Annotated in this window: 20 protein-coding genes; 13 read left to right on the top strand and 7 right to left on the bottom strand. The window is 43.0% G+C overall.

Annotated elements, in window-relative coordinates; genetic code table 11:
- Positions 1 to 129 precede the first annotated feature (129 nt).
- From R7P35_RS10070 to R7P35_RS10060, 3 genes are all read left to right on the top strand, one after another.
- Positions 130 to 753 carry a LysE family translocator gene (locus tag R7P35_RS10070; RefSeq protein ID WP_005377741.1) on the top strand — a complete coding sequence of 208 codons (624 nt, stop codon included), beginning with the start codon at positions 130 to 132 and terminating at the stop codon, positions 751 to 753.
- Between the two features lie 212 nt (positions 754 to 965).
- The gene (locus R7P35_RS10065; protein WP_054576916.1) at positions 966 to 2,510 is read left to right on the top strand and encodes a YjjI family glycine radical enzyme; all 1,545 of its coding nucleotides are present in this window, start codon (positions 966 to 968) and stop codon (positions 2,508 to 2,510) included.
- A 22-nt stretch (positions 2,511 to 2,532) separates the two neighbouring features.
- Complete coding sequence (locus R7P35_RS10060) at positions 2,533 to 3,414, top strand: YjjW family glycine radical enzyme activase (RefSeq protein ID WP_042522877.1); 882 nt, start codon at positions 2,533 to 2,535, stop codon at positions 3,412 to 3,414.
- Between the two features lie 19 nt (positions 3,415 to 3,433).
- Here the strand turns inward: R7P35_RS10060 and R7P35_RS10055 are convergent, their stop codons facing one another.
- The gene (locus R7P35_RS10055; protein ID WP_042522879.1) at positions 3,434 to 4,378 is read right to left on the bottom strand and encodes a LysR family transcriptional regulator; all 945 of its coding nucleotides are present in this window, start codon (positions 4,376 to 4,378) and stop codon (positions 3,434 to 3,436) included.
- 411 nt (positions 4,379 to 4,789) lie between these two features.
- Between R7P35_RS10055 and R7P35_RS10050 the strand changes: the two genes are divergently transcribed.
- Both R7P35_RS10050 and R7P35_RS10045 read left to right on the top strand, forming a co-directional pair.
- Positions 4,790 to 5,560: a TerC family protein gene (locus R7P35_RS10050; protein ID WP_053350578.1), complete on the top strand. Its 771-nt coding sequence runs from the start codon at positions 4,790 to 4,792 to the stop codon at positions 5,558 to 5,560.
- 160 nt (positions 5,561 to 5,720) lie between these two features.
- Positions 5,721 to 6,323, top strand: coding sequence for a 2OG-Fe(II) oxygenase (locus tag R7P35_RS10045; protein ID WP_213866549.1), 603 nt, complete (start codon positions 5,721 to 5,723; stop codon positions 6,321 to 6,323).
- A 54-nt stretch (positions 6,324 to 6,377) separates the two neighbouring features.
- On the opposite strand, the gene R7P35_RS10040 is transcribed toward R7P35_RS10045, so the two are convergent.
- A complete protein-coding gene (locus tag R7P35_RS10040; protein WP_025766702.1) occupies positions 6,378 to 7,643 on the bottom strand; it encodes an HD domain-containing phosphohydrolase in 1,266 nt (421 codons plus the stop codon).
- A 629-nt stretch (positions 7,644 to 8,272) separates the two neighbouring features.
- Here R7P35_RS10040 and R7P35_RS10035 point away from each other — a divergent pair.
- The 8 genes from R7P35_RS10035 to R7P35_RS10000 all read left to right on the top strand — a co-directional run bounded on the left by R7P35_RS10035 (position 8,273) and on the right by R7P35_RS10000 (position 18,919).
- Positions 8,273 to 9,466, top strand: coding sequence for an iron-containing alcohol dehydrogenase (locus tag R7P35_RS10035; RefSeq protein ID WP_054574120.1), 1,194 nt, complete (start codon positions 8,273 to 8,275; stop codon positions 9,464 to 9,466).
- 161 nt (positions 9,467 to 9,627) lie between these two features.
- A complete protein-coding gene (locus R7P35_RS10030) occupies positions 9,628 to 10,833 on the top strand; it encodes an aromatic amino acid transport family protein (protein WP_042522884.1) in 1,206 nt (401 codons plus the stop codon).
- Positions 10,834 to 11,107: 274 nt separating this feature from the next.
- Complete coding sequence (locus tag R7P35_RS10025) at positions 11,108 to 12,232, top strand: HD-GYP domain-containing protein (RefSeq protein WP_213917157.1); 1,125 nt, start codon at positions 11,108 to 11,110, stop codon at positions 12,230 to 12,232.
- Positions 12,233 to 12,319: 87 nt separating this feature from the next.
- Positions 12,320 to 12,538 (top strand): hypothetical protein, encoded by a 219-nt coding sequence (locus tag R7P35_RS10020; RefSeq protein WP_005377723.1) that lies wholly within the window; start codon positions 12,320 to 12,322, stop codon positions 12,536 to 12,538.
- A 324-nt stretch (positions 12,539 to 12,862) separates the two neighbouring features.
- On the top strand, positions 12,863 to 13,627 hold the full coding sequence (locus R7P35_RS10015) for an ABC transporter ATP-binding protein (RefSeq protein WP_005377721.1): 765 nt from the start codon (positions 12,863 to 12,865) through the stop codon (positions 13,625 to 13,627).
- Positions 13,628 to 13,638: 11 nt separating this feature from the next.
- Positions 13,639 to 14,523, top strand: coding sequence for an ABC transporter substrate-binding protein (locus R7P35_RS10010; RefSeq protein WP_042522889.1), 885 nt, complete (start codon positions 13,639 to 13,641; stop codon positions 14,521 to 14,523).
- Complete coding sequence (gene fhuB, locus R7P35_RS10005) at positions 14,520 to 16,496, top strand: Fe(3+)-hydroxamate ABC transporter permease FhuB (RefSeq protein WP_213904931.1); 1,977 nt, start codon at positions 14,520 to 14,522, stop codon at positions 16,494 to 16,496. The genes R7P35_RS10010 and fhuB overlap by 4 nt, the downstream gene beginning before the upstream one ends.
- Before the next feature lie 200 nt (positions 16,497 to 16,696).
- The gene (locus R7P35_RS10000; protein ID WP_213904930.1) at positions 16,697 to 18,919 is read left to right on the top strand and encodes a TonB-dependent siderophore receptor; all 2,223 of its coding nucleotides are present in this window, start codon (positions 16,697 to 16,699) and stop codon (positions 18,917 to 18,919) included.
- A 42-nt stretch (positions 18,920 to 18,961) separates the two neighbouring features.
- Here R7P35_RS10000 and R7P35_RS09995 read toward each other — a convergent pair whose 3' ends face one another.
- From R7P35_RS09995 to R7P35_RS09975, 5 genes are all read right to left on the bottom strand, one after another.
- A complete protein-coding gene (locus R7P35_RS09995; RefSeq protein WP_005377712.1) occupies positions 18,962 to 19,510 on the bottom strand; it encodes a hypothetical protein in 549 nt (182 codons plus the stop codon).
- 251 nt (positions 19,511 to 19,761) lie between these two features.
- Complete coding sequence (locus R7P35_RS09990) at positions 19,762 to 21,537, bottom strand: ABC transporter transmembrane domain-containing protein (protein WP_158173869.1); 1,776 nt, start codon at positions 21,535 to 21,537, stop codon at positions 19,762 to 19,764.
- A gap of 3 nt (positions 21,538 to 21,540) precedes the next feature.
- Positions 21,541 to 23,280, bottom strand: coding sequence for an ABC transporter transmembrane domain-containing protein (locus R7P35_RS09985; protein WP_065274505.1), 1,740 nt, complete (start codon positions 23,278 to 23,280; stop codon positions 21,541 to 21,543).
- A gap of 271 nt (positions 23,281 to 23,551) precedes the next feature.
- Positions 23,552 to 24,043 carry a type II secretion system protein gene (locus R7P35_RS09980; RefSeq protein WP_005377704.1) on the bottom strand — a complete coding sequence of 164 codons (492 nt, stop codon included), beginning with the start codon at positions 24,041 to 24,043 and terminating at the stop codon, positions 23,552 to 23,554.
- 204 nt (positions 24,044 to 24,247) lie between these two features.
- Positions 24,248 to 25,591 carry a sodium/glutamate symporter gene (locus tag R7P35_RS09975; protein ID WP_042522897.1) on the bottom strand — a complete coding sequence of 448 codons (1,344 nt, stop codon included), beginning with the start codon at positions 25,589 to 25,591 and terminating at the stop codon, positions 24,248 to 24,250.
- Positions 25,592 to 25,991: the final 400 nt, after the last annotated feature.

Here is a 25,991-nt window from a genome sequence, read left to right as displayed (position 1 = left end):
ATTAATTTTTTCTAAGTTATTTAGATGTAAGATGGTTATTAAGACCTCGGCTTCACGGATAGAAACCGGGCGATAAAATAGTTCTATACACAATGGGCTATAAACCTCATTTTTCTGGAAGGGATGCCAATGCAAATAGATACATGGATTTTTTACACTCTTGCCATTCTCGTGCTCACTGCTTCACCAGGACCAAGCTCACTGTTGTGTTTGAGTAAAGGAGTGAGTAGTGGGTTTCGTATTGCTTTCATGACTGCACTTGGCAGTTTGTCTGCGATTACGATCATCCTTACGCTCTCATTTACCGGGCTGGGAGTTGTCATTGCTTCATCTGAGTTAGTTTTTAATATTATCAAATGGTGTGGTGCCGCTTATTTAATCTGGTTAGGTATTCAAGCGTTGCGCTCATCTCAGACAGATTTTAATAAAACGGCAACGACTCAAAGTTCCGCGACAGCGTTCAGCGCGTTCACTAGTGGTTTCATTGTTGGCGCTAGTAACCCCAAAGCGATAGTCTTTTTCACCGCTTTGTTTCCTCAATTCATTGAACCTTCCGCACCGCTACTGGCTCAATACGCGATTTTCGCGTCTACATTTGTGGTTTTTGAGCTTAGCTGGCTAACATTTTATGCATTGTTAGGGGTAAAAGCCTCTGATTGGTTGTTTGTCGCTGGAAGAGCGAAGTTGTTCAATCGTTTGACTGGTGGAGTATTTATTGGTGCTGGCGTGATGTTGTCGACGGCAAACCGATAAATAAGACAGACTTCGGTACGCAGTTAGGTTTTCCCATATAGTAAGTTGGAATGCGCTAATTTAGCTTTGTCTTATTTCCAGAATGGAAATAGACGTTTTGTTTATTTTCATTAGTGGCAACAGCCAAGCAGGAGTAAAATCACGTTACTCTTTAGGGGTAGAGCTCGTATTTTGTCTTGTGGGCTTGTGGTTACTTTGTAGGAATATCTTAGATGACAAGCCTTTCTAAACTACAACAACGTTTTCTAGATATCGCGACCGACGTCCGTCTTTCTCCAAAACAGAAGTCGAGCTTTTTAGCTTTAGAGGCCGAAGCGTGCATTCCTTACATGACCGTATCTCCATCACTGAGACAAGCAATGGATGAAGGCATCATCTGCGATATGTTTGAAGGTCATGCACCGTTTAAACCTCGCTATGTGTTGCCTGATTACGCTAAATTTCTATCGCAAGGCTCGGACTATTTAGAGTTGTCTCCGGCTGATGATTTCGATGATGCGCTGAATATGCTTACCATCATTTACCATCATGTTCCTTCGGTAACGAACATTCCGGTTTACTTAGGTCAGTTAGATGATGTCTTGTTGCCTTACATAGGCGACCTAACAGAGAGCCAGATTTACAAAAAGTTAAAACATTTTTGGGTCATGCTGGATCGCACATTGCCAGATGCGTTTATGCATGTGAATGTCGGACCGACAGACAACATTATTTGTCGCACTGTTTTAAAAGTAGATGCGGAGCTCAAGCAGATCGCACCGAATCTCACCTTTATGTACGACGAGACAGTTACACCTGATGATTTACTTCGTCAAGCGACACAGAACATTTGTGAATGCAGTAAACCGCATATCGCCAATTACCCAATGCACGCGAAAGCCTACAACGGCTCACGCTTTGGTATTGTAAGTTGCTACAACTCGCTTCCATTAGCAGGTGGATCGAACACATTGGTGCGAATGAATTTAAAAGAAGTTGCAAAACGAGCATCAGACTGTAACGACTTCTTAAACAGTGCGTTGCCTTCTTACCATCGATTAATGGTCGAGCTCATAAACGCAAGAAGCACGCACTTGCATGAAAAATCGAACTTCTTTCAAGGCTTTTTGACGCAAGAAGGGTTGATAAAAGAGTCCTATTTCGCGCCAATGTATGGCGTGTACGGCATGGCCGAAGCGGTAAACCTTCTATTTGAAAAAGAAGGGCAAATAGGGCGATACGGAAAAAATGATCGAGCAAATACTTTTGCTCATGATGTTTCAGCAACACTGGCTAAACTGGTAGACTCAACCCCGGTGAAATATGGTTTAGATGGCAAAGCGCTCTTACATGCACAAGGCGGCATTAGCTTAGATCATGATGCTACGCCAGGTGTACGTCTGCCTTATGGTGCAGAGCCAGACCCTGTCACTTATGTACAAGCAACGGCGAAGCATCATCAGTATTATCGTGCGGGTATCAGCGATATTTTGACGATTGATGAAACGGTGAAATCTAACCCAGAAGCGATGTTCAATTTATGTAAAGGGGCACTAAATGCTGGTTATCGTGAGTTTACCGCGAATGTCACTTCAAATGACTTAATTCGCGTGACAGGCTACATGATCAAACTTTCAGATGTCGCGAAATATGATAAAGAAGGTTCGAGAACCAACACGACGTTTCTAGGTGCGGAAGCAGCAAAAAATACCAAAATTTTAGAACGCTCACCACGTGTGGTGAGTCATGAAGTAACACCGACTTACACGCAGGCATAAGTTCGGTTTAGGAAAGAACAAGATGTCTAGACGAAGTGGAAGCCTTTTGGCAAAAGTCACTCATATCCTTCCTTTCTCTTGTGTTGATGGGCCAGGAAATCGTCTAGTCATCTTTCTACAGGGTTGTAACTATCAGTGTTTGAACTGCCACAATCCTCACACGATAAACCATTGTAATCATTGTGGTGAGTGTGTGAGTGAATGTTCAGCAGGCGCATTGAAGTTCGACGAAAACAACAACGTTGTTTGGCTTAAAGAGGAGTGCACCCACTGCGATCATTGTATAGAGATATGTCAGAACCAATCTAATCCAAAAATTACTGACTACTCTGTAGTAACAATGCTCGATTTGATACGCAAACATCGCTTTTTCATCAGTGGTGTTACTGTATCCGGTGGGGAATCTACCTTACAACTTCCTTTCATTATTGAGCTGTTTAAAGGGATAAAACAAGATCCTGAATTACGGCACCTCTCTTGTTTCATCGACAGTAACGGTTCTTTAGCGGTTGCTGGTTGGCAGCGTATTCTCCCTTTTCTGGATGGCGCAATGATCGACTTGAAAGCGTGGCAGACGGAGACGCATCAGTGGCTAACTGGGCGTGATAATCATCGTGTATTTAAAACCCTTCATTACCTAGCTGAACACGAAAAATTGTACGAGGTCCGCTTACTGCATATTCCCCAAAAAAGTGATTTAGATATAGAAATCGTAGCAATTGGACGTTACTTGAGTACTCTTCCTGAATCGGTGCTTATCCGTTTAAATGCCTTTCAGCATCACGGAGTAATGGGGGAGGCGTTAACTTGGGATATGTGCTCTCATCATGATATCGAACGCTTAAAATCAGAGCTTCGATGCTACGTGAGTAACCCTATCACCGTGCCGACAGTACTCACGTAGTACCGTTGTTTATCTATGCTTACGCATCACAGGCATCTAAATCTAACATGGCGCAAGCGTCGAGTAATTGTTGCTGTAACCATTTTAAAGCGGGATCGTTTAAGCTCGCTTTGTTCCAAACGAGGCTGTAGGCTACCTGTCCGTAATCGAATGGAAGAGCTTGTTCAACCAAACCTTTTGCTTGCATTGCCGCTCTTGCCCAAAGCTTGGAGCATGTGAACAAGTAATCCGAGTGCTGACACATCACCGCAGCTGAACCAAAGTCGGCTACACGCATGGCCAAGTTTCGCTTTGAATGCCTTTGGGTGAGATTTTGCTCAAAATAAGGTTGTGACAGATCTTTATCATGAATACCGATGTGTCTTGCACAAAGGTAACTTTCAACAGATAAGGGTTGCTCAGCGAGTGGGTTCGATGCTCTCATTAAGCAAACCATTTCGTCTTTCAAAATGGTTTTCCAGACCAAGTCTTTATTTTGTGTGGGTGGTTGGCTGAGATCGTGAGGAAGCAACAAAAAATCCACTTGACCTCTTGCTAATGCATCGAAGCTCATTTCCTCTTTCGCATGGACATTCAAGTGCGCGTGGTTGCTCAGTTGTTGGGACAAGTGCTGTAGAACTGGCGCAAAGAGCTCAAATGAACTTTCACGCATTGCTAATGAAAAACTACCTTGATAGTAAGCCGGATTGAAAGAGCCTTGATGTAATAATCCATTCATACTGGAGAGTATGCCATGGATTGATGGGCCTATATGCAGCGCAAATGCTGTCGGCACTAAGCGAGTGCCATCACGGTAAAAAAGGTCATCCTTTAGCGTTTCGCGCAACTGTCCGAGCGTTTTACTGACGCTCGATGGTGTTACACACAAGCGTTCTGCCGCAAGTGTGACGCTGTGAGTGGTTAACAACATATGTAAAACAGTTAGATGTTTAAGGCTTATACGCGAAAGAGCAATGTAGTCCATAAATAGCATGGTTTCTTATGATTTTTGGCAGTATATCAGCATGAAACAAATTTTTACTATTGTTTATCTCGGAAACACGCCTGTTTCTCTTTGAGCTCAATGCATTTAATGGGTTGCATAAGGATTGATGGTGCTTATAAGTCTAGAAATTTATCTTAGTTTTGTTGGACTTTAATGCTTTCATTTATTCAATTCTAAAGCTTCTATGTAATTTTAATCAATTTGGAGGAGTTGATTGATTTGTACACGAATTAAACTTGTTCCTTGTTAATTAAAATAGATATTGTTTTGTTGATTGTTTGGTGATTTACTCATGATCCCTCAGTAACAAAGGTATAAATAATTAATGGACGACCCCTTTAGTCGACAAAACCCTTCACCATATGTCTTCTTATTATTGGAGACATGCTCATGCTAGAACTTTTTATGCAACCAGAAGCTTGGGCTATTTTCGCCACTTTGTTTGCGCTTGAAGTTGTCTTAGGCGTTGATAACGTCGTTTTTATCTCTGTCTTATGTGAAAGACTGCCGCTGCACCAACGTAAGCTGGCAAGAAGCCTTGGTATTGGTCTTGCTGTTATTGCTCGTATTGGTTTAGTGTTTTCAATCTCTTGGATCATGCAACTGACTCAACCGCTATTTTCTTTGGCGAACCATGCGTTTACCGGAAGAGACGTCATCATGATTGCGGGTGGTGCATTCCTCTTGGCTAAAAGCCTGAAAGAGTTGTGGAGTTGGTTAAATCACAACGAGTCTGCTCACTCAACTCACGCCCGTACTGGTTTAGCGGTAGTTCTGTTGCAGATTGTTGCCGTGGATGCTGTATTCTCGATGGACTCAGTGATAACCGCCGTTGGTTTGACAAGTGATGTCCCACTTATGGTCGCAGCGATTGTTTCTTCTGCTATCGTGATGGTCATGACAGCAGAAAAAATCAATAACCTGGTGTCGTGTTACCCTGGTTTTAAGACACTTGCTTTGTTATTCCTCGTTTTGTTAGGTGGTTTATTGATGGCAGAAGGCTTCGAAATTCATATCAACAAAGGTTATGTGTATTTTGCGATGGCATTCGGCTTAATTCTGGAACTTTGTCATATCCAGTTAAAAAACAAACAACGCCCGACTATTAAACGTCTTAGTCCGTTGCGAGTTCATCCAACCAGATTAGAAGCTCGTCAATAATAAAAGATATTGCCGCTCATATGAGCGGCATTTTTATATTTGTCATCACCTATTTTTACTCTCTTTTTATTTTGTTGTCGTTTCGACAAAAAATCGCATTTGTTGTGGGGTTGAAGATTTTTTATATAGACCGCCCAACTAATATGAGTGAACGACAATAATGGATAAAATGATCGATGCGTTAGCAACCCATGGCTACTACATCTGGGATGATTTTCTTTCTGAACTAGAAGTGGATCAATTGCGAGACTGCATTCCAAGTAACTGGAAAAAAGCGCGTATTGGTCGTAATGACGATGTGACTCGTATTGAGTCAATTCGAAGTGACAAAATTCAATGGTTATCGCCCAATATGGGGCACGCGGTTACTTCTTACTTAGATAAGATGGAAGAAATACGCCAAGAAGTGAACCGTCACTTGTTTCTGGGACTTTTTGAGTATGAAGCTCACTTTGCCAAGTACGAGGAAGGGGATTTCTACCAAAAGCATCTAGATTGTTTTAAGGGCAATGAAAACCGTCGATTGACAACCGTTTTTTACATGAACGAATCTTGGACGGAAAAGGATGCAGGTGAATTGGTGGTTTACGATCTAAATGATAATAAGATAGCAACCATCCCTCCTCAATCAGGACGCTTACTTTTATTCTTATCTGAGCAATTCCCGCATGAGGTTTTACCGACCAACGCAGAGCGGTTCAGCATTGCAGGTTGGTTCAGAATCAATGGTGTGCGAGACAATGTACTTGATATTGCAAAATGATTGGTTTGCAACCTGCACAAAATCAGCAAAGGGCGTAGATACGCCCTTTATCGATTAAACATTAGTTGATAGCTCGTAACACTCGGTCATGTTTCGCTCTAGCACTGCATAGACGTCAGAACAAAGTTCTTGTTTAGCGACTTGCTCGCCCATAATCGCGGCGATTTGTGCTTGAGCCATTCGTCCTCGGTAGGGACGGTCCTGAGACAGAGCTTGAAAAACATCGGCAACCGCGACAATACGCGATGGTACATCGAGTTCGTCTCCTGTTTTATGATAAGGATAGCCAGAACCGTCCAAACGCTCGTGATGATTAGAGGCCCACTCCGCTATTTTAGCGTTGGGAAACACTTTGTGTAATGCGAGCTGAGTATCAATTGTATGGCGTTTAATACGCGTATACTCTTGTTTATTAAGAGAGCCTTCTTTATGAAGAATCTCATCTGGTGTTTTTAACTTTCCGATATCATGCACCAACCCAGCAATAAATAACATCTCTTGGTCGTGCTCACAGAACCCAAGCTTGATGGCTAGATACCGAGATAACTCCGCCACTTTTTGCGAATGTTGATAAGTAAATGGGCTTTTTGCGTCAACAATTCGAGCGATAAACATGCCCAAACTATTCATATCTTGGATGGTGAGCTGTTTTTGAAGCCAATCAATGCTTTTAAAGTTTAATCCGATGGTTTCTATATTTTCAGACTCCATCGCGAACCAAAATGCGTCGGTCATAACGAGCTTAACCATTGCCTTAGCCATGTCTGGATTAAACAAAGTTCCAGCGTTTGCCATGATGCATTCTGCAATTAGTTCTTCATGAAGTGTGACAATGTCACAGTGGCAGTTCATGACGTATTTGGAACGCATAAAATCGAGACGGTCGGCTAAATAGAGTAGGGCAGCGACCTCTTTTTCAAAAGGCGGTAAATCAAGATATTTTAGTTCACTCCAATGTGTATGGTGGTAAAGAACAGGTGTAGCAAACTGACGCAACAAACGACACTGCTTGAGGCTTCGGTATCCTCTTAAGCAATGTGTTTTTACATCTTGTGGAACCAACTCCTCAAGTAACATTTTATGTTCTTGTGTTTCGGAGACCCCACAATCGTGGATCATCCCTGCGAAGTAGCAAAACTCCGCTTTTTCTGGTTCCCAGTTCATGACCCGAGCACATTGGTAAGCGATGTAAGCGACACGATGGCTATGGTGCGTATCATCAACACCTACATAGTCGAGTGCTCGAGCAACCCAGATAAGTGCTTGTTTCAGATCGACTTCAAAGCCCATGTCCGTATGGGAATGGCAAGAATGATTCATGGTTTATACCGACATTGCTAATTAGCCCACGCTAAACCCAAATCAGAAGGTGATAGGAAAAATTGGGTACGACAGCGAATAGACCCCAAAAAGGTGGGCGTTTAGACATAGTTTTGATTATGGGCGGGATAATAATCCTAGTTGCATAATAATATCACCTGAAGCTCATGGTTAAGAGTCAGATATTTGAACTAAGTATAAGTTTTGAAAGATTATTGTTGCTCTTGTTGACTTATTTGAAAACGACAATAAATCATGATGTAACGCATTCTTATTTTTATTTTTGTAAATCGTGTTCGGGCTCAACCAGAGACACACGGTATTGATGTGTGATTAACAGAATTTATATTGTTGCTTTTGAAGGCAAAAAATAAGAAGACTTCTTCGAGGCTTGCTCTGTAACTAACAGAGTAATAGGGAAAGCAGCTTGTTAACAACATGACAATAGAGCGTCGTTGAAAATATTTTCTCTGTAGCTCATGTTGTTGAGGAAAGATAATAAAATGGTACGGCTTCCCAGCGATGTTAGCCTTTTTGGTGAGATAAGTTTATTGAAAATGTGTGATTGCAAAGTAAGCATAGGTGGTAAAAGTAGCTAGAATGATAGCTCTAAATGAAAAGGATTTCGTATGTTGAAGCATCGTTTATATCGGACTTACACCGCAGGGTTAAAAATAGCAGCCCTTATCCTTCCTATGCCGAGACCAACCTTGTTTTCCGGCCCTGGTTCGATGAATGAGCTATTAGAATCGATGGCCGAGCTGGGATTTAAACGCGTTTTGTTAGTAACCGACGAAGGGTTAGTCCAAGTCGGTATTGTAGATAAGGTGCTTGAGGCAGCAGCACAACTCGATTTACAGTTAGATGTTTTCTCGCAAGTTAAGCCCGATCCTACCTATGATCAGGTTGAGAGCGGTCTAGAGGCTTATCATCGTTTTCATTGTGAGGGCATATTAGCTTTGGGTGGCGGCTCTGCAATGGATTGTGCAAAAGTTATTGCTGCGAAAGTTACCAATAAACGGCCAATAAAAAAATTAGCTGGACTATTGAAGGTATGGCGAATGCCAGCACCGCTTTTTGCTATTCCAACAACGGCTGGAACCGGAAGTGAAGTTACTATCGCTGCGGTCGTGTCAGATCCCTCCTCACACATTAAAACCCCTTTAATGGATCCAAAGTTGGTGCCACTAATGGCAGCTTTAGATGCGAATTTAATGATTGGTTTACCTCCTAAGATCACGGCTGATACTGGCGTTGATGCATTAACCCACGCTATTGAGGCCTATGTATCGAAAAACGCTACTCAAGAAACGATGGCTTATTCGGTTGCCGCTATTAAACTCATTTTTAAATATCTTCCTAGGGCTGTGATGCAAGGGGATGATGTCGAAGCTCGTCATAAAATGGCTATGGCATCCTATTACGCGGGTTTAGCATTTACCAAAGCGAGTTTGGGTTATGTTCATGCCTTTGCTCACACATTCGGTGCGAGATATGGAATACCTCATGGTATGGCAAACGGATTAGCCTTGTTGCCTGTGCTGCGCTTTTCATTATCAGAGATTGAGCCTCAACTAAGAAAGCTCGATGAGTTGACGGCCGAGGGGCAGTTAGGTAACGCAAGTGCTCAGCATTTTTTGGCGAATCTGGAGTCCTTGTTTTCAACTATTGATATTGAGCAAACCAGTGCGCTCATTCAACGTGAAGATGCTGATGCGCTTGTTGATTTAATTCTGAAAGAGGCGCACTGGAATTACCCTGTTCCCAAGTTCATGAACAGGGAAGAATGCACACAGTTATTGTTAAATATCAGTAAGGTGTAAATTATAGTTTGCACGTGTGGTTTTTTATCCTTACACTTTGCTTGATCTTCTGCTAAAGATCCTACAATATCGACGGCAATACAAATATGGTGTTGGTTTCGGTCCGCCGTTGCCCGATCTAATACTGATAATTTCTAATAAAGTGTAAAGATTAATATACAATGAGTCGTTCTAAAGTATTCGGTAGTACGCTAATTATTGCGGGCACTACAATAGGCGCTGGTATGCTAGCGCTTCCACTTGCCTCTGCCGGCATTGGTTTTTCAACTTCTATTATCATCATGCTAGGCTTATGGGCTCTGATGGCTTTCACTGCCTTGCTTATGCTTGAGCTTCATCAACATGCGGAGAGTAGTGCTACACTTCATACTTTGGCGAAACAGATCCTAGGTCAAAAAGGCAAGTGGGTGGCAAGTTTTGCGATGTTGTTTCTTTTCTACTCATTATGTGCAGCGTATATCGCTGGCGGTGGTGCTCAGTTCGGAGACCGCCTTGCACAATGGTTTGACCTCGATATTTCAGGGCCTACATCAACGATAATCTTTACCTTGATTGTGACTTTAGTTGTGACAGTGGGTACCGGTACGGTCGATAAAGTAAACCGAGTTCTGTTCGCGATGAAGCTCATTGCGATGGTTGCGGTGCTTTCTTTTCTTGCTCCAAACGTTACGGAATCTTACTTGTTAGGTATGCCAATCGAACAAGGCCTTGTTGTAGCGGCGATTCCGGTGATCTTTACTTCGTTTGGTTTCCACGGAAGTATACCTGCAATTGTGAATTACTTAGACGGTGACACTTCTTCTTTACGCAAAGCCGTTATTATTGGTTCGACGATTCCACTCGTTATTTATATCTTTTGGCAAATCGTGACGTTGGGTGTGGTTAGCCAAAGTACGCTTGTTGAGAACGGAGGGTTGAGCGCACTGATTGGTCAACTATCCCAGACAGTACACCAATCAAATTTGGGCAGCATTGTTGGTGTGTTTGCTGACTTGGCATTGTTGACATCGTTCCTTGGCGTGAGTTTGGGTCTATTCGAATTTTTGGGTGATACCATCAAAGGAAGTAACGATAAGCCTAATCGTTTGATTGCGGCACTAGTGACGTTTACTCCACCGCTAGGCTTCGCACTTTTCTATCCTCAAGGCTTTATTATGGCTTTGGGCTATGCAGCGATTGCCTTAGCGATTTTAGCCATCTTTTTGCCTTTGGTTATGGTGATCAAGGTTCGTAAATCGGATGATTTTACTGGGGAGTACCGCGTCGCTGGTGGTCAAGGTGCGCTAGTGATAACGGGCATTGCTGGCACTGGCATCGTATTAGCTCAGGTGTTAATTACGCTAGGTGTGCTTCCTGCTCTAGGCTAGTTGTTTAGAACGTTCTTTGAATAACCTCTAGTTACTGAATCCATCGTAATCAATCAGTATTGTTAGGCCAACGAGTTTTGCTCGTTGGCTTTTTTAATCTGGATCAAATTACCGTAAGATATCCGGTGAAAAAATTGGTAGAAATGTGCTTTTATTTCGTACACTTAAGTTGTGGTATATCGATAATTTAAGTGGAGAAAACCGCTCAAAATACCATTGAATTTGCAACACAATGAGCTTTTCTTGTTTCTCTGCTTTGGTGTGGAGGTGAAGCATGGCGCACCGGAGTTTTTACCCGTTTGCAAAACCGCTTAACGAGCAACTGCAAACGCTAAAAGGCAGGATGCAGGCGCACTTGCCATGTATTGATAGGGTGTCATTTGCAAAATATCACCCAGACCAAGATGTGCTCAAATCATTTGCAGAAAGTGAGTTTGACACTTGGTGTTTAGCCCATCACGAATCAGCATTCCGTAAACTCCACCACCTCAATATTGCCTCTAAAAACGCGGTTCCTCGTATCGTCGAAGACCTTCATGATATTAATCACTGTCCTCGGGTTCAAATTTTACTCAAACACGGATATCAGTCGTCGGCTGCTATTCCTTGTTATGACAACAAAGCTTTTACTGGTTTTGTATTTTTGAACTCCACTCAACGTGATGCGTTTAGTTTAGAAGCGCTGAATGGTCTTAAACCTTATTTCGAAATGATTCGATTTGCGGTTGCATCAGAGACTCAAGTAGTCAATGCGATAGAAACGCTAGCGAACCGAATGCGATGTATGATGCCAGGCTATTCACCTGAGTATTACGCGCATACCAAACGCATGAAGTACTACAGTCAAATTATCGCAACGCAGTTAGCGGATCGTTATCACCTGAATGACGAAATGGTCGAAGATATTGGTATTTTTGCTCAGTTCCATGCGCTCGGTGATAGTCAGCTGCCAGTTGAAATTGCTAGCCGCCGAACAAATTACTCTCAAGAACAAGAGGCGATATTGATTCAACATATTGAGCGTTGTATCGATTCAGCGGATGACATAGTTGCCCGTATCGGAAATCCGGTTCACCCGAGTGTGACTTTGTTTTTGCAGATGGTTACTTATCAGTACGAAAACTTAAATGGCACTGGTTATCCTTATGGTTTAACCAATGATGATATACCAATCGCCGCGCAAATTACGGCTGTCGCGAATGCCTTTGATTTTATGACGACGCACCATCCGTACAGACAAGCGTGGTCCATCCCATACGCATTGTTAGAACTTGAAAAATGGGTATATCAGGGATGGTTATCTCGAGAATGTGTTGATGCTCTGCGAGAGCATCAAGGTTATATAAAGCAAATCATCCACAAATATCCCGAGCACTATACAGGCTTGGGGTTAATGTGAAGAGCAGTAACAAAGTTGAAATGTTGACGAGGAGGAATATTTAAACAATACTGTTTTTATATACAGTAATGAGTTTGGAGGTGAAGTATGTTGTGGGAAACCCTTGAAAGAGTAAACCGCTTACGCCAACAAGCACTTGCAAATCCTGAGTTTGTTGAGTCAGCAAAAGAGCACGAACAAGCACTTCAGGAGCAAGAATACCATTATCAAACTAAGAAAAAGCGTTCAGCCAAAGACAAACAAGGTAAAAAGTCGCTGGCCGATATCTATAAAGAAGTAGAGTTTGGCGCTGACGCTCGTCATTAATGTATTCACTGCGGCATTTTTCATTTCTTCATACGCTGCAGTATTCGTTCAAATTTATGCGAGAGCAGTGGGAGACCGCTGCTCTCGTTGACCTGCCTATAATTTACTAATGAAGTTCAGCAGAGCAAATTATCACTAACACTTAGCAATTCTCTCAATGATCTTGTTGATGTAATGATAATGACAACGGTTTGCATTTGTATCTTTGTTGTTATATAAAACCTCCCTTATTAATCGTTCTGTTGAATAAGAACGGCAAACGTGATCAACGAATGAGAGCTCTGAATAACTGTTATTCGTAAATGGCTATTAGGTGAAGTAGGGATGTTGGAAGCTAAAGCACTCCAGTTTGAGATTGAAGGCAAGTCATTGCTAAAAGCGTTTGATGTGACATTTGAACCCGGAAAAACATACGCTCTTGTTGGACACAATGGTTCAGGAAAATCCACATTGTTAAAGTTGCTGGCACAGCAACAGCCATACACCGCTGGTGACGTGGTTCTGCATGGAACGAGCATTAACGATCTCTCAGCGAAAAAATTCGCCCAACACATTGCCTACTTGCCTCAGCATCTTCCGGTGACCGACAGTATTTTAGGTCGAGATTTAGTCGGTTTTGGTCGTTATCCATGGCATGGTTTACTTGGACGTTTGAGTAAGAAAGATCACGACATTGTTGAAGAAGCAATGGCGATGACAGGCACACTAAAATACGCAGATCGCTTAGTGGACACGTTATCTGGAGGAGAGCGTCAACGTGTGTGGCTAGCTATGCTGTTAGCCCAAAAAACCGAGTATTTGCTTCTTGATGAGCCTTTGTCTGCGCTAGATATCAGCCATCAAGTCGATATGTTGAAGCTTATCTCTAAACTCAGTCAAGAACTGGGCTTGGGCGTTATTATCGTATTACACGACATCAACTTGGCTGCACGATTTTGCGACTACATCGTTGCATTACATCAAGGTGATTTGATTGCACAAGGCAATGTTGAACAGGTGTTTACTGAACCTAAGTTGAGGGACATATATGGGATAGAGATGATGATCTCTGACCACCCTGCGGGTTATCCGGTGGCGATGCCAAGCTAAAGGTTGGAATAATGAGCAGTACAAACACTCGACTTAAACATTTCTCTTTCGCTCTCTCACTTAGTGCGCTTTTGGTCAGTTCTTTTCAAGCACTAGCTGACGCATCACCTCGGGTGATGTCGGTTGATTGGACACAAACTGAAACGATGTTGGCTTTAGGGGGCGTACCTGTAGGCGTTGCTCAAGGGCAAGATTACGATGCTTGGGTAAAATCGCCACCGTTACCACCTCAAACGAAGGATGTAGGGTTAAGAACTCAACCCAATATAGAGCGCATTTACGAGCTCAGACCTGAGCGTATTTTTATTGCCCCGTACTTCTCCTCAATGAAGCATCGCTTAGTTGATATCGCCCCGGTTACCACCATTGACTTATATGAAAGCGGGATTACGGATTGGTCGGTACTTACCAGTTTCACTCGGAGGTTTGGTGAAGAGCTGGGAAGAGAGGCGGAAGCAGAGGCGCTTATCCAACAATATGAAAAACGTTTGTCTTTATTAAAACAGCGTATAAATAAAGGCCAGCCGCCACTTCTAATGATTCAGTTTATGGATACAAAGCACGTACGTGTTTTTGGTCAAAATAGTCTTTACTCCCAGGCTATCGAAAAGATTGGGCTGAGTAATGCATGGAATGAAAAGACGAATAGCTGGGGCTTTAGCCTAGTTGGCATCGACAAGTTAGCTGGCATAAAAGCTCAAATTGTTATCGTAGAGCCATTACCTTACGGTGGAGCGGAGCAGCTCTCTCAAGACCCATTTTGGCAATATGTTGTTCAACAATCTGGTGAAAAGGTCATGCAAGTCGCACCCGTTTGGAGTTTTGGTTCTATGCCTTCAGCTCTCCGTTTCGCAGAGTTAGTTACGGCGAGTAAGGTCGAGGAGTTAACACAATGAAAACGATGCCTTTAAGCTTTGTGGTGTTACTTTCGGCATTTACCTTTTCTATTGGTGCTTTCCAATTGTACCAAGTAAGCTCATTTTCGTTGGCTCTAATCAGTTTATGGGAGCCTAACTTTCAATCTATCGATTCTGTTTTACTTCACTTTAGCTGGTGGCCTCGAGTCTTCACCACGATTATATCTGGTGCTGGATTAGCGGTTGCTGGGGTATTGATGCAGCAAGTGCTGCGTAACCCTCTCGCTTCACCCACGACACTTGGTGTGGCGAGCGGTTCAAGTTTTGCTTTGATGTTAGCTACGCTATTCGCACCTTGGATGTTGGATATCGCGCCTAATTTGGTTGCTCTCATCGGCGGTGTGATATCGATGGGGTTGGTGATGCTGTTGTCATGGCGACGAGCGTTATCTCCAACGGTTGTCGTCGTTTCTGGGTTAGTGATAAACCTGTACTTTGCATCATTAAGTACGGTTATTCTGATGATGAATACCGAAAAGCTGAATGGGTTAATGATATGGGGAGCCGGTTCGCTTGTTCAGAGTGGATGGGGAGATTTCTCGTATCTTGCACCTCGAATCGCACTTGCTACGGTCGTTGCATTTGTGATTGCAAAGCCGTTAAGTCTGTTGGAACTCTCCGAGCAAGGTGCCAAGAGTTTAGGTGTCTCGTTAGCTAAGTTGCGTTTTGTCTGTCTTGGGCTTGCGGTGTTAATCACTTCTTGGGTGGTTTCTGCCGTAGGAATCATCGGTTTCATCGGGTTAGCGGCGCCAGCGATTACTCGATTGATAGGTATCAATAAAATCCAGCATAAGCTTTGGGTATCAATGCTGATTGGTGCCATGTTATTGACTTTAACCGATTTGGTTATTCAGCAACTGCCAGGGCTAATGGCGAGTTTTATACCAACGGGAGCAGCAACGGCTGCATTGGGCGCTCCGTTACTGTTATGGCTGTTACCTCGTTTATCACAAAAGACGCAGAGCCATACTCAAACAGTGTTAACTCGACACCGTCAACATGTTTACAGGCTAAACCCTAAAGCGATCTCATTGGCGTTGATCGGCACGTTAATTTCTGTTGTTCTTTTTGCCACGGTTGCTGTGCAAAATGAAGGGTGGACAAATTTATTTGCTAGCCAAAATTGGATTTTTTTGGAATGGCGCGCACCTAGATTATTTGCAGCAGCAATTGCGGGGGCAATGTTAGCGATTGCTGGAACCATGATTCAACGCCTAAGTGGAAACCCAATGGCAAGTCCTGAAGTGATCGGTATCAGTTCAGGGACAGCGATGGGATTGATCATCGCGATGTTTACTGGGTTTGGTTCGTCAATTTTCACTCTTTCTCTAGGCGGGCTCGTAGGCGCATTAGCGACGGTATTAGTCATTGTGCTGCTAAACCGTAAGTCAGGCTTTCAGCCGGAGCGTATTTTGTTGACTGGTATTGCAATAACCGCACTGATGAATGCAATACAGAGCTTTATTCTAGCCACTGGTGACCCAAGAAGTTATCAAGCATTGGCTTGGTTGTCTGGGTCTACCTACTATGTTTCGGTTGAAACGTTACTCCCATTGTCTTTATCTGCGCTTGTCTTTATAGGGTTGAGTTTTCTCTGCGTAAGATGGCTAGATATTCTTCCTGTCGGTGCCGCTTCCTCTAAAGCACTTGGAATTCGAGTTGATCGTTCACGCGCAATACTGCTTCTTTTAGTTGCTTGTCTCACGGTCAGTGCGACATTGGTTGTTGGCCCGATTAGCTTTGTTGGGTTGTTGGCTCCGCATTTAGCTCGCTTATTTGGTTTTAACAAAGCGTCACAACACATGTTATGCGCCGCGATACTGGGGGCAGGGGTGATGTTGTTGGCTGATTGGTTGGGACGACAGATCCTTTACCCGCAAGAAATACCAACAGGGCTTATGGCGTCTCTCATTGGCGGTTTGTATTTAATGTGGGGTTTACGCCGCTTATAGAAATGAGCTAAGCCTCAACCAAGAAAGTACTTATACAAATAAGCACTCGTAGTGGCATTCGTAACCTATGCGAGTGCTTTATGCAAAACCTCTGGTTTGTCTTTTACGGAAACAACTGGCGATGCCGTAACTCGCTTTTCTTTCAGCGGTCGCTGAAGTCATGAAGGGTTGGTTTGGCTGCCGACAAAAAGGAGAAGAATATGACTCGGCAGTTTATGCTGACACCAACGTCGATGGCGGTTGTATTAGCTTTATCAACGCCAAATGTCTTGGCTCAGGAAGATGAAAATATAGTTGTGATTGGACAGCAGCAAGACAGTGCAGTTGGTCCTGATTTTAGTTATCTCGGAGCGAAGAGTCGGGCAGCGACGAAAACTGATATTGCTATCAATGAGACTCCAAGAGCGGTGTCTGTTGTTACGCGAGAGCAAATGGATGATCGTGCCTCTATTAGCATTTCTGACGCACTACAGTACACACCAAGCATTCAAACTAATTATTTCGGCGAAGATAACAAGCAAGATTGGTTTATTATTCGTGGTTTTAAACAGGCGAACAGTGGGTTGTATCAAGATGGTACCCGTTTATATTCTTCTGGCTTCTATAGTTGGCAAATAGATCCGTTTGCGTTAGAGAGGGTTGAAGTTTTACGTGGTGCAGCGTCTGTTCTTTATGGGCAAAACCCTCCTGGTGGGGTCATCAATGTTGTCAGTAAGCGACCTCAATTTGATGGGGGGTCAGGACTTGTATCTTTGGAGTACGGTTCTGAAGACCGTAAACAACTTTCTCTTGACGTAAACTCTGAGGTGAGTGAGCAGCTAGCTTTCCGCTTTCAAGGGTTAGCGAGAAAAAATGGGACGAGAATTAGTGGGGTAGAAGCAGAGCGCATTCTTCTCTCTCCATCGATGACGTACAAATTTAATGAGGCGTCTGAAATTACCTTTCTAACGAGCTATCAAAAAGACGACTCAGATCCTTATCTGCAATTTTTGCCAGTTGAAGGAACGTTAACGCCAAACAAAAATGGAAAGATCAGTGATAGTTTAGCGATAGGCAATCCTAACTGGGAGACGTTTGAGCGTGAGCAGGTGTCTTTAGGCTATGAGTTTTCTCATGCATTTAATGATACCACTTCATTTATTCAAGCAGCTCGTTACAGCGAAATGGATGTTAAGCTAAGACAAATGTATTCGTACGTTTACTCGGCTGATGTGCCTGCGTTGGGGCCGGTTTTGGACCCATCAAATGAACGCAAAACCATACTTCGGGGTGCTTCAACAGAAGATGGGTCATCTGATGCTTTTAATATCGATAATCGTTTGATGCACCAAGTAAATTGGGGAAGTGTTGAGCATAACTTGATGTTGGGCATAGATTTTCAAATGATCAGTATCGATGGTAAAGATTTTGCCAATGACCCTATAGTTGCTAATGGTAATGCATTATTAAACACACCAATGGGAGCTTTGCCCGATCCTAGGTTTAATGTATTTAATCCTACTTATTCGGATAACATAATGTTACTCGATCCGAATACGCTACAACCATTGAGCGAAACCGATAAGCAAAGAACGAAAATCGATAATCAGCAGCTCGGCGTCTACTTTCAAGATCATATGCTGATCAACGATAAATGGGCGATGTTATTGGGCGCACGTTACGACGATACAAGTAATGAAGTACATAATGTTACCACGGGTGCTCGCACGAAAGTCGATAATGGAGAGTGGACGTTTAGCGTGGGAACGGCTTATATTTCTGATTCTGGCTTCACGCCATACTTTAGTTACTCTCAGTACTTTGATCCAATTATTCAAGAAGACAGCAATGGTAAGCCAGCGAAGCCTGAAAGCGGTGATCAATTTGAAATCGGTATGAAATACCAACCGGATTCATTTGATGGTTATTTCAATATTGCAACGTATCGGGCAACAAAAGAAAACTTGGCTCGTATCTACTTGAGTGAATTAACGCAAATAGGAAAAATAGAAAATAACGGCGTTGAGTTTGAAGCTGTAGCTAATGTGACACCATCCTTAACATTGATCGGGAACATTGCGTACGTTGATGCAGAGATAAAAGAAGACATCAATAAGGCATGGGTTGGCAAAACACCTTCCCAAGTGGCTAATACCGTATCATCAGCTTGGGCACATTATCGTTTCTTTGATGGACCTCTTGATGGCTTTGCTGTTGGCTTAGGCGCGCGCTATACAGGTGAGTCATACGGAGACAATGAAGAGAGACTAAAAGTACCAAGTTATTTCTTAATGGATGCGACGGTCAGTTATCGAATCGGCGACTACAAGTTACAAGTCGCAGCTAAAAACATCGCGGATAAAAAGTACATAGCGACATGTGATGGCTTTTGTTGGTATGGCGACCGACAAAATGTTATTGCAAGTTTAACTTACGACTGGTGAGTTAACGTATAAATAAACACCCCTAACTTTAGGGGTGTTTATTTAGAAATCGGCTTTACGGACAAAGTGCGGGTTTTTGTACTTTTTCTGCGGGCCAAACGATGATACGACAAGTTTGTTCCATAATGTTTTGTCAAACTCACCCTTTGGAATCGAAGGGTAGAGGGTTTCCTCTTCTTCTCTTGCAAAGTTCATATATTGTTTCTTTTTAATTTGATTGTACTTTTTGGCGATCTGGTTATGTTTTCTTACCCACTCCAGCTTGTAATTGTGGAGCACTTTTTCACCATCTTCGAGACTCATTCGAGATAGGAACAGTCGCTTGTATGAGACCTTTCTGTCCAGCATTGTGCGCATAACGGTTTGGATATATTTACCGTGATGCGTAATGGTAATGTCGTTTTCATCAATAGGAGTGACACACCAGCCTTTAGGTAAAAAGTCTGGCTTCTTAAATTGCTTATTACGCTCCATTAGCGCCTGATGTAAAACTAAATCAGAGGTGCCGCGGAACGTCTTTTGCCATTTACCGATACGAATTTGAATCGAACCAGGCAAGCGATAGATGTTAGTAAACTTATCTTTGTCCATGGACTTGTGTCATGAGATTAATGTGCATAATTAGAAAGCGGAATTCAGCCCAATGCCACAGGCAGTAGACTTAAGTACCGTACGATTTTACAACGACCTTGCGTGATATAGCGAGGGGTTATGTCAATAATAGGTAAGAAATAGAAAATTAGTTCACATTATGAAGAAATTGGAAGCTAACAAGGCTAAATTTTGAAGTTACACCAATTATGCCCATGCCGACTAAATAAAAAGAAGGCACGGGCATAAAATCACACCGCTTCTTCGAGTTGCTTGGTGTCTTCTTCAATCTGTTGTAGGTGTCGGTTTGCTTGCTGTAACTGATACATTTGAGCATAACGACCATTTTGCGTTAAGAGTGCTTTGTGTGTACCTTTCTCGACCAACTCCCCATGATGAAGAACAATGATTTGGTCTGCATCTAGGATAGTTGACAGCCGATGAGCAATAACAACGAGCGTCATGTCTTGTCTGAGTACCGCCAAGCTCTTTTGGATTAAAGCCTCTGTTCCTGAGTCAATATTTGCGGTTGCTTCATCTAATATCAATATCTTAGGTTTTACCACAAGCACACGTGCTAACGCCAAAAGCTGTTTCTGACCCGCAGATAAATTAGTTTCGCCTTGACCTAACTGCGTGTCTAGTCCGTTAGGGTAACGATGAATTTGTTCTGCCAAACCTACCTTGTCTAACGCATCCCATATTTGATTGTCATCAACCGCCCGACTGAGAGAGATGTTTTCTCTGACTGAAGCAGGGAGAATATGTGGATCTTGTTGAACCATTGCCACATCTTTGCGAAGTACGTCTTTCCCTAATGTCTGAAGTGGACGACCATCTATGAGCAGTTCACCACATTGCGTTGGATAAAAGCCCATTAACAGTGACGCTAAGGTGCTTTTACCGCTTCCTGTATGCCCGACAAGCGCGATAAAGTCTTGGTGGTTGGCCTTCAACGAAATGTCTTTTAGGACGTCCTGTTTACCATCGTAGCTAAATGTGAGGTCTTTAAGTTCGATAGCACCTGACCTTAATGGTTGATGATCGCCCCCGTAAGTTTGTTCTTTCGCATCAATCAATTCAAAAACACGTTCGCTTGATACTAACGCCTGCTGAAGTAGAGCAAGTTGCTGAGTCATCTCAATTAGTGGTTCAGTAACTCGCGCAAGATAACTGATAAATGCATACAGTACCCCCACACCAATCAACTCAATACCATTAAAACCAAAGATCGCAACCAAGCAAAGCAACGCAAGACCAGCGAGTAAGTCCATTAATGGTCTTAGCAGATAGCCGTTTAGCCGAATCACTCGTTTAGATGCCACCAGATGCTCTGCGGTTAGCTCGTTGAACTGTTTATTAAAACGCTCTTCTTGTTGCATTAATTGAATGACACTCATCCCTTGAATGGATTCACTCAGATTCGCATTTATATCGGTCAATAGGTCACGCATCTTTCGGTAGCTTTCTGTACTTAGCTGCTTAAACAAGTACATAAAGCCGATGACGATCGGCAGCAATACAAGCACAACGAGTGTGAGCTTCCAACTCATGAAAAACATAACGCCAAGCATTACGACAATCATGACCACGTTTTTCACCACGGTCGCGATCAAAAGCTCATAAAATTGCTGTAAAGATTCCGTATCGTTGGTGATTCGCGACACCAATTTTCCAGCAGGAGTGTAATCAAACGCAGATAACGGCTGCTTAATCACGCCAGAAAATACTTGCTTACGAATCGCTTTGATCGTGTTAGCCGCGACAATGCTAAATTGCAATGACTGAAAATACTGGAATGTTGCCGATACGATCTGAAGAGCGATATAACCTACTGCTAGCGAAATCAGAACACTTTGTGAATAGTCACCTTTAGCGATGTGCTCATCAATGAAATATTGAATCAACCAAGGGCCGCCGGCGCTAGCTAACGCTGCAATAAACAGCAAGGCGAGTCCTTTAATCATTGGCTTTGGTTGAGATAATGGGTAAGACATCAACCGTTTAAACGTACTGGTCTGGTTCATTCATTATTCCTCCATCGCCTGTTCTAGTTTTTGGTACTCGAACATTTCGGCGTACCATCCCTGATGCGCTAATAAAGCGCTATGTTGCCCACGTTCAGTAATGTGGCCGTGATTCAAGACAATGATCTCGTCTGCTGCTTCCAATGCGGTGAGGCGGTGTGCAATAACGATTAGGGCTTGATCACGGTAGTGTGTTTCCAAATTCTTAAGGATTTGATGTTCGGTCCGGCCATCAACAGCCGAAAGCGCATCATCCAATACCAAGACTTGTGCATTTAGTAACATAGCGCGTGCTATCGCAATACGTTGTTTTTGCCCGCCGGAGAGTGTAATGCCTTTTTCACCGACTTCTGTTTGGTAGCCTTCAGGAAACTTCTCAATATCGTCATGTATACAGGCTAACTTTGCAGCTCTATAGACTTCTTCTTTCTCTGCATTAGGGTTGCCTAAGGCAATATTGTCGAAGATAGATTTGGAGAATAGAAACGGACTTTGGTTAACGACAGCAAAGCGGTTTCGCCACTGTGGAAGTAGGGCATCCTTGATCTCGACATCACCGAATTTAATTGAGCCGTTTTCTAAATCATGTTGACGTAAAAGTAGTGTTAACAGGGTCGATTTTCCGCTTCCTACAGGCCCTGCAACTCCCAACATTTTTCCGGGTTCAAGTTCGATGTTTACTTCCGTCAAAGCGGGCGGTAAATCACTAGACCAGTGGAAATCGTCGATATCAATTTTTAACGGAAGTGGTTTATTTTCTATTGGCTTATTACCACTGATAATTTCTGGCTTTTCATCAAAGATCTCTTGTAGTCGGTTCCATGCAGCTGAGCCTCTTTCTAAAATGTTAAATAGGAATGCGAATGCCAGCATCGGCCATATCATCAACCCTAAATACATCGTAAATGCGGTCAGATCACCAAGCGTGATCTCACCTTTATCAACAAGGTAAGCACCAGCAGCGACACTAAGAAGGAAAGAAAGACCGATGGTTAACTGAATTGCCGGGTCAAATCTAGCATCGACTCTTGCGACAGCGATGTTCTTTTCGCCAGTATCATCCACAACCTCTTCAAAACGTTGCTGCTCTTGGTTTTCTAATCCGAAAGCACGCAGCATTCGCACGCCATTAAGTGACTCTTGTGTCATGTCTGACATGGTAGAAAAGGCTTCCTGAGCGACACGAAAGCGTTGATGTAGGATACGCACAATAAAGAAGATGATGATGGCAAGAAATGGCATTGGAAGAAGCGCCATTACGGTGAGCTTCCAGCTTACTTGCGTTACCATAATGATTAAAACCGCAATACCAGTGATCAAAGAGTCTGCGGCGGTTAAAACCCCTTCGCCGGCAGTCATAACGATATTACGCACATCATTAGTGCCACGAGCCATCAGATCCCCCGTCTTGTAACGTTCAAAAAAACGAGGTGGCTGTGTCGATAAATGCCTATATAGACGGTTACGTAGAATGGTCCCGAGCTCCCAGCTTGCGCCGAAAAGCCAAATTCGCCATAAGATGCGACACCCATAAATAGTAAAGATCAGTACAGTTAACCCTGAGAGCCATAGAATCAGCGTATTTGTATCTAAAGTGTTGTCTACGACGCCATCAACTATGATGCCAACTGCTTTGGGCGGAACAAGCTGTAGTGCTGATATCACAGCGAAAAGCAGAATGGATCCGACATAGTGCCTCCACTTTTGTTGGAAATACCAACGTAGCTGCCAGAATATTCTCATTACGCCTCCCGCTTTAAATTATTGAATTTGTTATAGAACTATTATTGAGCGAAATGATGAGTTTACAAGCACAAGTTATAGGCGGGTTTAAAAACGATAGATTGTTTCAATTATAACCATGTGTCGGCGCAAATTACTGGTTTTATCTCTATGAGCTAACTGTGCGACGACATTATGTGAAATAGTTGTTAATGGTGGTTTTGGAGCCATGACCTTGCAATAACGATGAAGACACCAAAAGTAAAAGTGTTACTGCCACTCTCTATGGGAATTAGCAATCGTCAGTTTGTATTTTGTATTTCACTTGGCCACCAGGAGTTTCTGGGTAGTAAACTTCGACATAACACATATGTTCTGGACCAACAGGCTTGTTTGCAAAACCAATAAGGAAGTAGGGTTCGTCTGGGCTGTCTACCCCATACCAAGTGTTGATAGTGAGTTGCGGATCAAAGCCTGCTAGCTCTTTTGCTGGAATAACATTTTTGATAAATCCAAAGTAACCAATTAGGTCGTTATGGCCGTCATTATCTAGATCAATGTTATATTGTATGCCGCCATCTACTGTCTCTTGAGATTGAATCACTGCTTTGGTGTAGACAAAGTTGTTGGCGGTCATGAGTGCTTCTCTGGCTCCATATAGAACCGCAACTCTGGCATCTTTTTGTAAGCCAAGAAATTTAGGAAATGCAACGACGCTTACAATACCAAGAATGATGATGCACACAATGAGTTCAATAAGAGTAAATCCTTGAGAGCGACGCACAGCCTTTCTCCATGTTTTAGAAACGAATAGGCGGCTATTCTGATATAGAAACTTTCAGGTCAAGTATTAAAAAAGAATGATAGTAAGAGATCGGGATTGCAAATCTCAAATATAAAACAGGTTGCTTATCTTCGAGATGAGGAGTGATTTTGATAAAAACCAAGGAATGAACTCGAGAGGATAAAATCCTCCCGAGTAAAGCGACTAAGATTCGTGTGTCAGAGCACTGCGGTTACGTTTAAAAATGAATCGCCAAATAAATAAGACAATTGCGATGTAACCTAATCCTACACCAAGCGCTTGCCAGTGCATGCCGTTATACATCGCGATTGGCATCAAAGAGATGATGAAGATGTCAGTGATTGAGCCAGGGACATAAGCGATGGCGTAATCATCAAGCACCTTGCTACGCATTTTTGGATCAACAATACGAAGCAACGCAATACCCATGGCAACCGTACCGGTTAACCAACCCCAAGAGAAAATGCCTTTCTCGAACCAATCTTCTCCCATGATACGTGGGGCAACCCAGAAGATTAGCCATAGTGTGAAGGCGATACCGCCGATTGCAAGCACTACCATCGGCATTAAATACTGGGCTAAGACGGTAATCTTGATGGCTGAGATACCAAAGATAATCAAATAATCGGTACTGATGCCCGCAGCGTGTTTGAATGCACCGTCACAAAGATAGCGTGAAGCTTTCGTTTGTTTTGCGACGATTCGCACGAGCATGCCGCCAAGGAAGCCAGTTACGAACGTAGGGATTTGTACCTTATCGTGGAAAGAAGATAAGTAGTTAGCCGCTACATACGAGAAAGCTGTTACCACTACAACCAACGCCGCGTGAATCGCAAAAGAATCAACCGACAGGGAAGACATGGTGTCTTTCATTACCGGTTCTTGATCAACAGGCTTAACAAGGCCCTTGCGTTCGTGTTCGTCCATGCTGTCGAAGGTCGTAAAGCTACGAATCCAACCCATCTTCAATGCGAATTGCAGCATGAGCATGCCGACAGAAATTGAAATGAAAATACCCACGGTTGCGAACGTTAAGCCAAGTGTGAAGCCATCTTCCCAGCCAAGCCCCGTGAAGATTTCACCAACAACAGAGGCTGAACCGTGTCCGCCCATAAAGCCCGCAGACATTGTCACACCAAAGCCGGGATTAATCTCTGGCCAGAAGAAGGTTGTGAGAACTAGACCAAACATTGCCGCAAACAACCACTGAGAAACAGAAGCGATTTGGTTAAACGCCCACAATGAGCCAGCACGCTGTGCGACGGTTTTAGGTGATGGAACATCCGTTGCCAGACCTAACGCAGAAAAAAGTGCAGCAGTTAATAGGCTTGCGTTAGCGGTAAACGTATCGGTCCAAGGCAGTACGTCTAACAGGGCTGGTCCAAAAATTAGACCGAATAATCCTGCGAGAACCGCCGATGGAATGTACATACGCTGTAGTAATGGCGCGTGAACGCGAATGACTTTTGCCAAAATCAATAGTAAGCCAGCGATGGCTAAGTCAGTCAGCATTAGACCTTTAGGCATCTTATCCTCCAGTAAATGCAGTCAAGGGGTAGCGTCCTTGTGACCTACCTTGAATAAAAATCTCCCTCAAGCCAAAAAGCCACATATGTGACTAGAAGCGTTGAGAAATCAATGTCGTTTTCATAAGCAAAGGAATGTGCTTATGCAATTTGAAATGAGTGTAAATGTTGTGATTGCACACGAACAGGAAGAGAAATTAGATTAAATTTCTCGATATTTTTTTGATAGTTCACTCAGGAAAGGCGGCAATCCTAGTCACTTTGTCAGAGCAATGCAATTGGTGTGAATCAATAAATTATGCCTAGTTAATGGGTGTCTCTGACTAACAACATGAAAAATAAAGACAATTAACAAGCAATAATATTTGTCATATCGACAATAAAAGTTAATTAAATGGTTA

The organism is Vibrio sp. Vb0304 (genome assembly GCF_033338995.1).
Lineage (GTDB): Bacteria > Pseudomonadota > Gammaproteobacteria > Enterobacterales > Vibrionaceae > Vibrio > Vibrio alginolyticus.
Note: the sequence above shows the minus strand (reverse complement) of the source record. Positions and strands in the feature narration are given on the sequence as shown.